This is a genomic window from Palleniella muris, from assembly GCF_004792655.1.
GTDB classification, from domain to species: Bacteria; Bacteroidota; Bacteroidia; order Bacteroidales; family Bacteroidaceae; genus Prevotella; species Prevotella muris_A.
In genome coordinates this window covers 21,716-35,575 of sequence record NZ_SRZC01000024.1, presented here as the reverse complement: position 1 = coordinate 35,575, position 13,860 = coordinate 21,716, and the positions used below count along the sequence as shown (strand labels likewise).

The 13,860-nt window shown below is 47.4% G+C and carries 11 protein-coding genes; 4 read left to right on the top strand and 7 right to left on the bottom strand.

Annotated elements, in window-relative coordinates; all coding sequences use genetic code 11:
- Window positions 1-65 precede the first annotated feature (65 nt).
- Window positions 66-440, bottom strand: a complete 375-nt coding sequence (locus E5358_RS12495; RefSeq protein WP_135940511.1) for a hypothetical protein — start codon at window positions 438-440, stop codon at window positions 66-68.
- Window positions 441-668: 228 nt separating this feature from the next.
- Window positions 669-2,597 carry an alpha-glucuronidase gene (locus E5358_RS12490; protein ID WP_135940510.1) on the bottom strand — a complete coding sequence of 643 codons (1,929 nt, stop codon included), beginning with the start codon at window positions 2,595-2,597 and terminating at the stop codon, window positions 669-671.
- A gap of 186 nt (window positions 2,598-2,783) precedes the next feature.
- Here E5358_RS12490 and E5358_RS12485 point away from each other — a divergent pair, with 186 nt between their 5' ends.
- From E5358_RS12485 to E5358_RS12470, 4 genes are all read left to right on the top strand, one after another.
- The gene (locus E5358_RS12485) at window positions 2,784-3,980 is read left to right on the top strand and encodes an SGNH/GDSL hydrolase family protein (protein WP_168354669.1); all 1,197 of its coding nucleotides are present in this window, start codon (window positions 2,784-2,786) and stop codon (window positions 3,978-3,980) included.
- A gap of 90 nt (window positions 3,981-4,070) precedes the next feature.
- On the top strand, window positions 4,071-5,477 hold the full coding sequence (locus tag E5358_RS12480) for an MFS transporter (protein ID WP_135940509.1): 1,407 nt from the start codon (window positions 4,071-4,073) through the stop codon (window positions 5,475-5,477).
- The gene (locus E5358_RS12475; protein WP_135940508.1) at window positions 5,474-6,601 is read left to right on the top strand and encodes an endo-1,4-beta-xylanase; all 1,128 of its coding nucleotides are present in this window, start codon (window positions 5,474-5,476) and stop codon (window positions 6,599-6,601) included. The genes E5358_RS12480 and E5358_RS12475 overlap by 4 nt, the downstream gene beginning before the upstream one ends.
- Before the next feature lie 83 nt (window positions 6,602-6,684).
- Entirely contained in the window at window positions 6,685-7,656 is a 972-nt protein-coding gene (locus E5358_RS12470; protein ID WP_135940507.1) for a glycoside hydrolase family 43 protein, read from the top strand.
- Between the two features lie 231 nt (window positions 7,657-7,887).
- Here E5358_RS12470 and E5358_RS12465 read toward each other — a convergent pair whose 3' ends face one another.
- The 5 genes from E5358_RS12465 to E5358_RS12445 form a co-directional block, all read right to left on the bottom strand.
- Window positions 7,888-8,418, bottom strand: a complete 531-nt coding sequence (locus tag E5358_RS12465; RefSeq protein ID WP_135940506.1) for a hypothetical protein — start codon at window positions 8,416-8,418, stop codon at window positions 7,888-7,890.
- Window position 8,419: 1 nt separating this feature from the next.
- Window positions 8,420-8,815 carry a hypothetical protein gene (locus E5358_RS12460; protein WP_135940505.1) on the bottom strand — a complete coding sequence of 132 codons (396 nt, stop codon included), beginning with the start codon at window positions 8,813-8,815 and terminating at the stop codon, window positions 8,420-8,422.
- Between the two features lie 419 nt (window positions 8,816-9,234).
- Window positions 9,235-11,301 carry a glycoside hydrolase family protein gene (locus tag E5358_RS12455; protein ID WP_135940504.1) on the bottom strand — a complete coding sequence of 689 codons (2,067 nt, stop codon included), beginning with the start codon at window positions 11,299-11,301 and terminating at the stop codon, window positions 9,235-9,237.
- A 193-nt stretch (window positions 11,302-11,494) separates the two neighbouring features.
- The gene (locus tag E5358_RS12450) at window positions 11,495-12,436 is read right to left on the bottom strand and encodes a hypothetical protein (protein ID WP_135940503.1); all 942 of its coding nucleotides are present in this window, start codon (window positions 12,434-12,436) and stop codon (window positions 11,495-11,497) included.
- Window positions 12,437-12,599: 163 nt separating this feature from the next.
- Window positions 12,600-13,859, bottom strand: a complete 1,260-nt coding sequence (locus tag E5358_RS12445; protein ID WP_135940502.1) for a glycoside hydrolase family 5 protein — start codon at window positions 13,857-13,859, stop codon at window positions 12,600-12,602.
- Window position 13,860 lies beyond the last annotated feature (1 nt).

The window sequence follows — 13,860 nt, the reverse complement described above, 5'->3', positions numbered from 1 at the left end:
CAAAATAAACAAAAACGCTTTCCATAAAAAACTATGCCCAAAATATGCACGAGTTTTCTAATGCCCTATTTATCATAATCGGCGAAATACAGCATGAGGTGACGTTTTTTGTTGATTGGTAGGGTGAAAAAAGTCAGTTTTACCACCTTTTCAATACGAAAAGGGAAGCGAAAGATAGCCTTTTGCAGTGCGATTGCTATCGTTTTGCAAGGCAAATCGTTAGCTTTTGCATGATAAAGTGCGGTCTTTTGCCCCATAATATGGTACACTTTGGTGAGTTTTTCAACTTCAGCAAAATAGCATACAAAGATAACACACTGATTAACAGACAGTTTTGTAAACCACAAAATCCATGCAAAATTTCCAAAATTCTGTACGGATTTTATTTTTACGCGAAATATAATGAGGGTTTCAAGCGTGAGTTTTCTTATTCTTTTCATATTTTTCTTAGGAAGAACAAATGGTCACGCTATGAAATATCTATAAAAACAAACCGTAGAAAGTGTGACGATTTAGTGGAATAAATATCACACAATGAGATATGGTGCTTATTTTTCTCGGACAACAATATTACTGATACGGTAACAGCCCGAAGGCACAAGCTACTTTCGGGCTGTCACCGTTATTCACAACATACTGCAATTCCATGCACTACAGTACAACAACTGTCATTTCGTTTGCTTCAAAAGTGCGTCTTGTTCAATGGATTGGAAATATTTTGTACACACATCGCGCCACTCTTTCGCATTCTCCAACTGGTGGGAAAGACGGGAGGATACTTCTTCAAAACGCTGTTTGTCAACGTATTTGCGCATATCTTGCCACTGCACCACATAACGCTCAACTTCCGAAACGCCCATGTCATAATGGACAATCAGCTCGTGCATAATGCTGCGACCGTTGCGCAGACGGTACGTCCAAGGGACATGGTGGAACCAGAGGAGATACTCCTCAGGGCATGTTTCGATGTTGTCGTACAATGAGCGGTAAGGCTCGCGGTACTGCTCCGTGGCGTTTGTGCCCGTAGACGAACGGTTGAAACCTATGCCTGTGGCGTCCGCCTTGTGGTAATAGATAGGCAGCCACTCTATCGGGAAATGCGGCTGATTGCCGTCAGGCTCGGGACCGTAATGGTGGTCGGCCTTGAAAATGTGGTGCAGACCGACAGGCATCATGTAGTCGACACACGCCTCACGACTGCTCATCATCACCTCGGTCATCGGCAGAAGGAACTCTTTCTTGTCACAGAATGTCAGCCTCAGCCACTCGTCGGCTATCTCTTCGGACGACAGTTCGGGATTCCACGCCAGTCTGCCGAAGGCATACCAGTTGGCTTGTGAGAAGTGATGACCGCACCAGTTTGTGTCGTCGCCGATGTTCGCAACGCCTGCTATGGCTGTCATCGCACGCAACTGCTCTTTCGGAATAAAGTCGAAAAACTCTTTCCACATCGGTGCAAGATAGACAAGGTGACGGCTCTGACCGAGATATTCCTGTGTGATTTGGAACTCAGGCATCAGTGGTGTCGCCTTCATCTGGTCAAAGATAGGGGCGTAAGGCTCACGAGGCTGGAAGTCCAAAGGCCCGTTCTTGCACTGCACAATGACATTATCCATGAACTTTCCGTCAAGATTCTTGAACTCACTGACGGCCTGCTTCACACGATCTTCCCCTTTGTGGTTGCCGTAAACGAACGAACGCCACATGACAATGCCGTTGTATGGCTTCAATGCCGCTGCCAGCATGTTCGCTCCTTCGGCATGAGTGCGGTTGTAATCGCCCGGTCCCGGCTGCCCTTCGGAGTTGGCTTTCACAAGGAAACCGCCGAAATCAGGTATGGCACGGTATATCACCTTAACCTTCTTTGCCCACCATTTCCCGACATTCACGTCAAGAGGGTCAGCCGTCTTTGTGTCTCCCAACGCCTTCGGCGAACCGAAATTGACGGACAGAAAAACCTTTATGCCATACGGGCGGAGGACATCCGCAATGAGCTTCACCTTATTTATATATGCTGTGGTGAGCATTTTCGGTGACGCATTGACATTGTTCAGCACCGCACAGTTTATGCCTATCGACGCGTTTGCACGTGCATATTCCGTCAGATGGTCACGCATCCATTGCGACATCGTGCCCTTCTTATCGTTAATCTCCTCCCAACGGAAGATGCTTTTGCCGGCATATCCGCGCTCGATGCTGCCGTCAGGATTGTCCCAATGGTTAAGGATACGCAACTTGAAAGCAGGAGCGTTGTAGTCACCGGACACTCCGCTGCCTTTTGTCCGCAGCAGTTCATAGACACCATAAAGCACACCTGCGTCGGTGGCGGACGCGATTGTCACCCCTTCCGGTGTGGAACTGATTCGGAAACCGTCGTCATCCGGCAGCGACTTGTCAATGGTCAGCGCCACAGATCCTCCATGCCAATAGTCAGATAGTTCGCCGGCGGCGATGTCCATCGTTGCCGATTTGCAAGCCACATCCACCTTGGCAGGATTTTGTGCCTTGTCAAACCTCAGCCACAGTCTGCTGCCGTCTTCGGCGATTGCTTTTGTCACGCAAAAAAAAGCGAAAAGAAAAAAAATGATGTTTCTCATATTAATTGTAATTTATGTATGCAAAATTATACAAAAAACATGAAAAACAGGCAATTGGGACATAAGAAAAACACATTATGAAACATGAGAAAAACTATTGGCAACATACGATACAGGATATTATAATATATTGTGTTAATTTTGCAGTGAATTATAAAAACTATGTATAACACAAACAACATTGATATGATAAAGAGAATAGCGTTCCTCGTGGCAATGAGCCTTACTGCTGCCCTCGGCATGGCGCAGGATGTGCCACAGCAATGGACGGGAACATGGGCGACAGCCGTAGTGAAATCGGACAAACAAAGAATGCCTGCCAGTGGCACTGACCTGAGCCAAAGTTCCGTACGGCAGGTAATCCACGCAAGCATCGGCGGCAAGAGGATGAGACTCCAACTGAGCAACGAATACTGCACAGTGCCGGTGGAAATCAAGTCGGTTTATGTAGCCGACTGGAAGGATTCGTGCGACATAGATGCCAAAACGGCACGGTACCTGACCTTCGAGGGGAAGCGCAACGTCACCATCCAGCCGGGCAAGGCTGTCTATTGCGACCCTATATCCTATAATTTAAAGCCGCTGCAACGACTTACCATAACAATCAACTATGGCAGCGGGCTGCCGGAAGTGGCCACCTTGCACGACGGTTCAAGGACCACATCGTACATAATAAAAGGAGAATCAAAACCTAAAACCAAGTTCACCAATGCCGAGAAAGCCGTGCATTGGTACAACATTGCCGCACTTGAAGTCGAAGGAAACGGCAACTCTATCGCCGTACTCGGCAACTCTATCACTGACGGACGCGGCAGTACGACGGACATGCAGAACCGTTGGACGGACATCTTAGCAGAGGCTTTGCAGAAGAAAGGCAAGGACATTGGTGTGCTTAACCTTGGAATCGGCGGCAACTGCGTGCTGTGGGACGGTCTCGGTGCTGCTGCCGTGAAGCGTTTCGACAGGGACATCCTCGGACAAAAAGGTGTGAAGACACTGATTATCTTTGAGGGTGTGAACGATCTGGGATGTTCCCAGGACGGTGTGCAGACTGCCACAAAACTCATCGAATCATACAAGAAAATGGCGACAAAGGCACGAAAGGCTGGCATGAAGGTCTACGGTGCGACAATAATGCCGTTCAAAGGGCATGACTACTACAAGCCGGAGCATGAGCTCGGACGCAAGATTGTCAACCTCTGGATTCGTGAAAGCGGATACTTTGACGGATACATCGACTTCGACAAGCTGACAAGGGACGGCAAAAACCCTGAGGCTTTGCGCAAGGAATGGCAGGAGGACTGGCTACACCCTAACGCCGAAGGCTACCGCATCATGGGCGAATATGCTGCGGAAGTAATGGAATCTTGCTTGGGGCAGTAGTTCTTCTTTGACAATACTGACAGCACCTGCAATACAGACAATACTGTCCGCACCCACAAACAATAACTTAAACCAATAACAAAAACCAATATGAGCGACACAACATCTATGGAAGCCAAGGGGTTCTACAAACTCTCATGGCTGCAAAGAATCGGATTCGGCAGCGGTGACCTTGCCCAAAACCTCATCTATCAGACGATATGCATGTATCTTCTGCTGTTCTACACCAATGTCTATGGTCTTGACCCGGCACAGGCTGCATTCATGTTCCTTGTCGTCAGACTCATCGATGTGCTTTGGGACCCATTGGTTGGAACGTATGTCGACAAGCACAATCCACGCTTGGGAAAGTACCGTTCGTACCTCGTACTTGCAGGTATTCCGCTGACAGGCTTCGCAATCCTGTGCTTCTGGGACGGCTTCTCAGGCTCATTGCTATATGCATACGTGACATACGTGGCACTGTCCATGCTCTATACCCTCATCAACGTGCCTTACGGTGCACTGAACGCATCGCTGACACGTGACACTGACGAAATAACAACATTGACATCTGTCCGCATGTTCATGGCGAACTGTGGCGGACTGGCTGTCGCATCGGGCATCCCACTGTTGGTTGCAGCACTCTCTCCTGACGGAAAAACCAACACTGCGGAAAGCTCCGGAGCATGGTTCACGACAATGGCTATCTACGGCATCGTGGGACTTTGCCTACTCTTCTTCTGCTTCTCACAGTGCAAGGAGCGTGTCGTGATGGACGAGAGTGAGACCGCCAACGTGAAGGTCAGTGACCTTTGGACAGAGTTTGTGCGCAACAAGCCTCTGCGCATCCTGGCGTTTTTCTTCATCACAGCATTCGCAATGATGGCTGTAGGCAACTCCGCCGGCTCGTACTACATGATATATAATGTACACGGAACAAGCGACGACATGGCGATTTTCATGGGACTCGGCTCCATACCGGCATTCATCTTCATGCCGATGGTTCCTTGGATAAAGCGCAAGATAGGCAAGCGCGCCATGTTCAACGTGTTCCTCAGCACCGCAATCGTCGGCATGGCAATGCTCTATGTCATCTCCATGGTGCCGGCATTGAAGACCCAGTTGTGGCTGGTCTATGTCGCACAGTTCGTCAAATCGACAGGTGTCATCGTGGCAACCGGCTATATGTGGGCACTTGTTCCTGAGGTTATCTCCTACGGCGAGTACACCACAGGCAAGCGAATCTCCGGAATCGTCAACGCACTGACCGGCATCTTCTACAAAGCAGGTATGGCTCTCGGTGGCGTAGTGCCGGGTCTTGTTCTCGCCTGGGTGGGTTTCGACCAGACCAATGCCGTCGAGCAGACAGCCACAGCAGAGCAGGGAATCCTGTGGCTTGTGGCAGTCATCCCGGCAATCCTTCTGCTTCTCGCCATGTTCATCATATCAAAATATGAACTTACCGACGAAGTAATCGACAAAATAAACATTGAAATAGAAAAACGAAACAAATGAAAAAACTAAGCCTTCTAATTCTTGCAGGACTTGCACAACTGTCATTCGCGCAGGACATGCAGTTGCGCAAACTGATTCCTAACAAGAACATCCTCATCGGAGCCACAGTAAACCAATGGGTTGTGGCAAACGACCTTGGGAAACCTCATTACAGCAAAAAGGCGAGTTACAAACTTGTCGGCGAACGAAAGCACATAGACATCGAGTGCGCTATCGTCCCAAAAGAGTTCAACTGCCTTACGGCTGAGAACTGCATGAAGACGGAAGTCATCAGTCCGGAGAAAGGCAAGTTTGACTTTGTCCTTGCCGACCAGTTCATGGAATATGCTGAAAAATATGGCATGGCTGTCATCGGACATGCTCCAATGTGGCACACGCAGTTGGCAAAATGGATGTGCCGCGACAAGGACGGCAACCTTGTGTCAAAGGAAGAGCTGAAGAAGAACATCCACGACTATATCTTCACCGTCTACGGACGCTACCGCGGACGCGTCAAAGGCTGGGATGTCGTCAACGAAGCAATCGAGGATGACGGTTCTTACCGCAACAACGACTTCTACAAAATCCTTGGCGAGGAATGGATAGACTGGTCGTTCAAATGCGCCATGGAGGCTGACCCGAATGTGGAGCTATACTATAACGACTTCTCCATGGCAGCCCCGGGAAGACGCGCTACAGTGGTCAACCTCATCAAACGCCTTAAAAGCAAGGGCTTGCGCATAGACGCTGTCGGCATGCAGACACACATCGGCATGGACTTCCCTAAATTCAAGGAGTATGAAAAGTCAATGCAGGCTTTCATCGCTGCAGGAGTCGACATCCATCTGACAGAAACAGACATATCAATCCTGCCTAATCCATACACGGGAGCTGATGTCGCGACACGATTCCAGTATACTCCGGACAAAGACCCATACAAGGACGGTGTGCCGGAGAAAGCTCTGAAAGCATGGCAGAAGCGTTACAAAGACCTCTTTGCACTCGTCAACAAATACTCTGACCATGTCAAGCGAGTGACATTCTGGGGAGTTACCGACGCGACATCGTGGAAGAACGACTTCCCTATCCATGGACGCACCGACTACCCTCTCCCATTCGGAAGAGACGGAAAGTTTAAGCTTTAATAAGTTGATGAATCATTATTCATCAAGATGCAACCTGATTTATCATGATTCATCATGACCCATAATCAAAAAAAACTACAACCATGTCTAAGACACCACACTATCTGTTTCCTGCCGACTATATGGCAGACCCATCGGCAAACGTGTTCAACGGAAAGCTGTACGTTTACCCTTCCCACGACTGGGAAAGCGGCATAGAAGAGAATGACAACGGCGACCATTTCAACATGAAGGACTACCATGTCTTCCGCATTGACGACCCGGATAACGGCGAGGCGGTGGACTGCGGGCTGCTCTTCTCCACCGACGACATCCCTTGGGCGGGACGCCAATTGTGGGACAACGATGTTGTCGAGAAGAACGGCAAATACTACCTCATCTTCTGCATGAAGGACCAAACTGACGTCTTCCACCTCGGCGTGGCTGTCGCTGACAGTCCTGAAGGTCCTTTCGCAATACAGCCTGACCCGATACGCGGCTCATACAGCATCGACCCTTGTGTATTCAAGGACGACGACGGTGAGGTCTACTGCTATTTCGGTGGCATCTGGGGCGGACAGCTACAGCGTTACGACCGCAACGGCAAGCATCTTGAGAACGCTCATCTCCCTGAAGGCAACGAGAAAGCACTCCCACCTCGCGTGGCAAAGATGACGGACGATGTGCTGCAGTTTGCCCACGAACCGAAGCCTATCATGATTCTTGATGAGAACGGCGAGGAACTTTCCGCTGACAATCCTCACAGATTCTTCGAGGCTTCATGGATGCACAAGTACAACGGCAAGTACTATTACAGCTATTCCACCGGCGATTCGCACTATCTCTGCTATGCCGTCGGCGACAACCCTTACGGTCCTTTCACCTACAAAGGCGTCATCCTTGACCCTGTGGTAGGATGGACCACCCATCACTCTATCGTGGAATACAAGGGAAAATGGTACCTTTTCCACCACGACAGCCAGCCAAGCGGCGGTCGTACATGGCTCCGCAGCATGAAGGTTGTGGAGATAGAGTACAATGAGGATGGCACAATCAAGAAGGTTGGCGAAGAATAACGAAACTGAAACCTGAAATTATATACGTTAAGGACTGGGGCATGATAATATGTCTCAGTCCTTTTGGGTGCTTCCCGCATAAGCAGAGCACCCTTAAAAAAAACTCATCATTTTGCGTTATATAGACATCCAAAATATAGTGATTGACATTGAAGAACAGAACGATAGCGAATGATGAAACTAAAGGTGGTACTTTGCACAATAAAGTACCACCTTTAATTTCATCAAGAATTACCAAGAGCTAACATATTCTCTGCCATGTACTTCGACAACAACCCCTTTGATAGATTCTATCGAATGTGGTTTAGAAGATTTTGTTTGCTTACCGTTTTTATAATGAAAAGTCTCATACGCCATTCCATCTAAAGTCAAATCTCCCTGTTCCCGAATCTTGAATCCTTTAAAATATTCATCATCAAGATATATCAATAAGATTTCACCTTTTGTAGAAGACAGACTAAAGTTACCATCAAACATTTTGACTCCAATAATATCACCGTCGGCAATACCTTTAAGCTTCATACATTGATTTTTAACAATAAAATAAGTAAGGTTCTTATCCATATTGATACCTTCTACATTAACATATTTCAATTGCATCAAATCATTTTTTCTTTTGAATATGCTTTTTGTAGTTCCTGCTTCTGCTTGGTGTAATTGAACATAGTTGTTGTTTTCTCTATTCCCTTTATGGCAATATTGATATATCATATAAGGCATAAATATCAATGTTGACACAACTATCAAAATAAGTGAATCCATATTATGTTTTCTTTTTATACTTTATTTGAACTTTATATTCCTGTTGGCTGGCAAGCATCCAAATAATACCTGCAAGTATTATCTGTAGTATATAGGATATATACATCGGTTGCAAGAAATCCTCAATCGTATTATCCAACGAGCCTTTTGCCTGTGCAAATATGCTAATCACAACAATAAATGCAGCAAGACTCAACCAATACACATTCCTATGTACAAACATTTCTTTGGCAAATTTTGAATATGCCACGCCAACCACCGCTATTAAGTTCACATATAAACCGCCTAATGAAGCCTGAGCTTTAATCAGTTCTTTCAATATATTATTGTCTTTATAGAAAGCAAGAACAATAAAAGTTATGTAGATACCCAATAATGCAAATATTGTTGTACCCAAAGCACTGTTATATTTTTTTGAATTTCGTCTTACTCACAATTATTCTTTCTTTTAATGCTTTTCAAATTTCTAATACTCATATTTAATTCACCATGCAAAAATACAACTTATTTTCCTGAATTACAAACATAATATCTTCAAAACCAATACATCTTTTATCATTTTGATATTATTTAAGTATTCACACCTTCTTATATAGAGAATATCACAGAATAATATTTATATCATTATATAAATCAATACTTTATACCAAATCTTCATGCTATATCAGTTCGGATAAGCCACACGCGCAGAAACGTCTTCTTGCACTAACTGCATTTTACATAGCGACAGTAACCGTTTATAACCAAAGTCCCGCCATCATATTACTGATAACGGGACTTCTTTAACACAGAAAGCAATGTTTATACCGTCACTCATCAGAATGATATAACATAGTTCTTTGTCAAACCCTTGTAGGTGAACTTCACCACAGCCTTGCGTGTCTCCATATTGACAGGAGCAACCTCCACCTTGACATCCTTGCTGTCCGCCTTCGCATCAATCTTTATGCCGCGGAGAGGTGTTGCGCTGTTGTATGCCACCTCATAGACACTGCCGTCGACATAACCGTTGAGGTTGGTTGAGCGTGCAGGATAGTTTGGCAGGCAGAGAGCCTTGCCGTTGACGGAAATCTGCACCTGTGGCACGACAGGCATCTCTATCTTCTTTGTGTCAGAACTGAAGCCCAGGCCCTCGATGTCGCAAAGCGGAGTGCCTGCAGCACCCTCTGCAACGAGATAGATGCCATGCTTTTTGCCGAGGTTGTCAACAACAGAGGAGACATCAAGAGTGAAGCGTGTCGCTTTCTTTGCAGCATTGGCAGGAATATTGATTTCGCCGAGTTTCTTGCCTTTCCATGCCTTGTTGGTATAAGGACCGTCAAGCCATACACTGATTTTGAACGCCTTGTCAGTCTTTGGAGTCACAAAAAGATTGAACTGAGTGTTGTTGCCCTTCTTTGTGCCCTCAAACGCCTTCAGTCCGAGTTTGTCTGTCTGCAGACCGCCAAAACCGAAGTACTTGTAACCGACGATGTTGCCGTTCTTCAGGTTGACAACAGGGGCATGGTCGTTCCATATATCCCATGAGTCGCCCTGCACATAGATGTCAGAAAGATAGCAGGCGATGCCCGCTGAGTAATAGCGATAAGGATCCATACCATAGACATGGAAGCCCTCGGAGGTAATCTCCGCACCACGGTACTCGTTTCCGTCGGCCGCCTTTACGGTCACTCCACCCTTCACGTATGGGTCAAAAGCCTTGATAACCACCTTGCCGCCCTTGGAGACAGGCTTCTGGTCGCAGACAACATGGATAGGAGCAACGACAGACTGGCGTGTGCCCATATATCCGCGTGGCGGACGGTGGTAGAAGACATACCATTGTCCGTTAATCTGCTCGATACTTCCGTGAGTGTTGTGGGCAGCATAGCTTTCTTTGATTTTTGTTCCGTCCTCGTTAAGAACCGGAGCACGTGAGTCCACAAGCACACCACCGCTCTTCCACGGACCGAGTGGGGAGTCAGCGTAAGCATAACGCAATGTGGAATTGCTGATGCCTATGCCATATTCCGCTCCCGAGAAACCGCTGTACACGGTGACATACTTGTTACCCACCTTACGTATGGAAGAGGCCTCGTAAAAGTTATATGCAGCAGGATTCTCGCCTTTGAACAGGCATGGATACTCAGTACCTTTCGGGTCGCGAATGCCACCGTCAGGCGTGCCTGCCGGCATGAAATAAGGGATAATCTCTGTTCCCGGACGCACACTCCACATGGTGTTCTGGTCAAGCTGTGCAGCGGATGAACGCTGGTAGCCCCAGTAAACGTATGCGCGGAAGCCCTTGTCATAGTCAGGATCTTTTGTGTCCTCTATCTGCTCCACATAGACAGAAGGGTCGAAACCGATGAAGCTGCCTTCAAGAGTCTTCAGTCCGTCCTTGGTAAGGTTGAGCGGAGTGAACGGCCCGTCAGGGCGGTCGCCTTTGCAGACCATCGCCTCACGTCCCCAACCGCGTGAGTGTGGGTAGAGGTAGTAAGTCTTCTTGCCGTCCTTTCCCTTCACGCATACAAGGTCGGGAGCATACATCACGTCCCACTGGTTGGCAACATTGTAAGTGAAAATAGGGCCGTCGTCACGCCATTGGCTGAGGTCTTCCACCGGCGCAGACCATGCACGGATGTCCGGACCGCAATAGCTGTCGTAGCGCACATCATGTGAACCGATGATGTAGACACGGTACTTTCCCGGATTGTCCGGGTCTTCAAACACTCTTGGCTCACCGTCTGGCAGATGCTCCCACAACGGCAGATAAGGATTGCCTGTACTATGGAAAACATACTTCTTGCCTTGGGTAGGCACCTTGCCGTCAGCAGCAGACGACGGTAAGGACACAGCAAATGCTGCTGCCAAAAGAGCGTTACATAATAGTTTTACATTCATAATTTATATATATATTGAGTTTGGTTTCATTCTGAATTAAGGAGCTATCAGACCGCAAGCAGCAGTCGCTCGCGAACCTCCGGCTTTAGGTTTCAAAGAGAGACGTTTCCTCACGGAAGCGTCTCTCATGACATGCTGTTATTGGCAAAAGCATTATAAGGACTATTACAAACAGCATGACTAAATAATCTAACTACCTGATGATTTTTTTGCCGTTCTTTATGAGAATGCCCTTTGCATTGTCTGCAACACGCTGACCGGCGAGGTTGTAGACAGCGGAAGTCTTCATGCTGTTCTCTGCATCCACGGATGTGATGCCTGTCCCCCCAAAGTTAGGCTCTGTGTCGCGGATGTACATTGCCTTGCCAGTCCAGTTGTCGCCCTGACAAACAACACCATTTTCTTTGAGTTTTGTCGCCATCTCTGCTGTCAACTGGAACCAGATTGCCTTGCCTTCCTTATATTTAAAGCCACATACAGCATCCTTATCATAGTTGGAGACCATAATGCCACCCCAACCACCGCAATGGATATTGCCGTTAGGAACAGGCAAAGCACCTTCAACTTCTTCCTGTATGATAGCCAGCTCAAACCATTTGCCTTCTGCTGCATCGGAAAACGCGTCCTTACCGGCAGAGACAGCACCGCCCCACGTTGCCTTCGTATTGCCAATCCATAACGCACCGGTGAAATCTATTCCACTCTCGTCAGCTGTCCATGTCATCTTCTGAAGGATCGCACCGTCGCCATTGAAAGCGATACCACCTTTCTTTGCATTCTCGACAGCAAAATCCGTAAGATAGAAATCAAACGGCGTGAACTCGTCAACAAGATTGCTGCCATTCATTCCAAGCAACTGTGTACTTATTATTGATGGCCAGCCCTCAGTGTTCGCAATACCTGTGAACTGAGGATAGCCTTGTGTCGTGTTTGAGGCATCGCGCTTGGCAACGACAGTAATCACGTCACCTGTCTTCATATCCTTACACTGCTCTGCGGTAGCAGCGAATGTCTCCACAGTTCCACTCCAGCCATTAAGTGCCACTTCTGCACCGGTCTTGTCTACCAGTACAACCTGCGCATTAACTGTTACAGCAGCAAATAGAGCCACCATTGAAAGTAAAGTTTTCTTCATAAGTCATTGTTAAGTTTTAAGTTAATGAATAAAGTTTTATACAAGTGGGAGTCCCGACAGGGACACCGCATTATAAGAAATAGTGTGTCTGGCTTTGCAAAGAAAGAGCCGCGCCATTGGTCGTGACAACCGCCCGCTAACGCGGTTCTTTCATAATTACGGTTTATTCCTCTGCATATTCCTTGAACCAGTGGTACATTGCCCATGGGCATGCCTCCGGGTCGTTCAGGAATGTGTAGTTGCCTTCTGTGCCCGGCTCGTCCTTGAAGTTGGCAAGGTCTTCCGATGTTGTGGTGAAGTAAAGCCAAGAGACATTGCCAGACTCGTCAGCAATCTTCTTGAAGTTTGCACCGAAGCCCATGCCTCCGGCAGTGCCTGTGATGCCTTTGCCCCATGTATGCTTATAATGTGCCGGTGCCCAGTCAATCTCTGTGACCATGATAGGATTGGTCTTTGCCACGCAGCCTACAAGGTCGTCCCAGCCTGCCTTGAATTCACCATAGCCCTTTGTCGCAACACCACCGCCTTCGCCTGTATCAGCCTCTTTGTCGGAACCATACCATCCAGGATAGCAATGGACAGCAAAACCAAAATTATTGTCGTTGACAGGATGAGCGACATACCCCTGATAGTTCTGCTGCCAGCACTGTCCCGGCACCCAGATTACATTAGCCTTCGCGCCATTATTACGTATCACGTCGATAACCTCCTGGAAAAACTTTGTGGCATCAGCCTTGTTTGCTGCCGGCTGCCAGTGGTCACCGCATACATTCACAGGCTCGTTGGCAAGCTCAAACATAATGTCAGAGTTGTTCTTCACAAACTCATGGTTGGAGACATAGCCCCACACCTGCTTGAGATACTGATGATAGGAGTCGTTCAAATCTATTCTTTCAGGGCATACTCCTGGCGGACGCATAACGACATAGCAGCCTTTGGAGATGTAGTACTTTGCCATTGCAAGGAACACCTCATCGAAATATTTCTTGAAACGCTCCATACTGAAAGCTGAGATGTCTGCCTCGCCTTTGTTCTGCTGTCCCGGTATGTTGCTCCAATACGGATCCATGTGGAGACGGACGAAATTCAGTTTCCAGCCAGCATTCAGGATGCCTTCAAAGATGTCCTGCTTGTAATTGAGACATGCATTCACATCATAATTATCCCACATGTACTCGTCAAAATAAGGAGAATACGTATCTGTGAAGCCATGAAGGTTTACAGTCTTGCCTGCTGCATCAACAAGGAACCGCCCCTTTACAGACAGTTGTGGCAGTGCACCAATGGACACTTCCGGAACTTCTGGTTCTGTAGGAAGCTGCGGATTCTTAGGCACGCTTCCCTGCATGAAATCTGCCTCATACTTTGAGCAGGAAACAAGTGCCAGACATACAGCAAGAACGCAATATAAGATTTTTTTCATT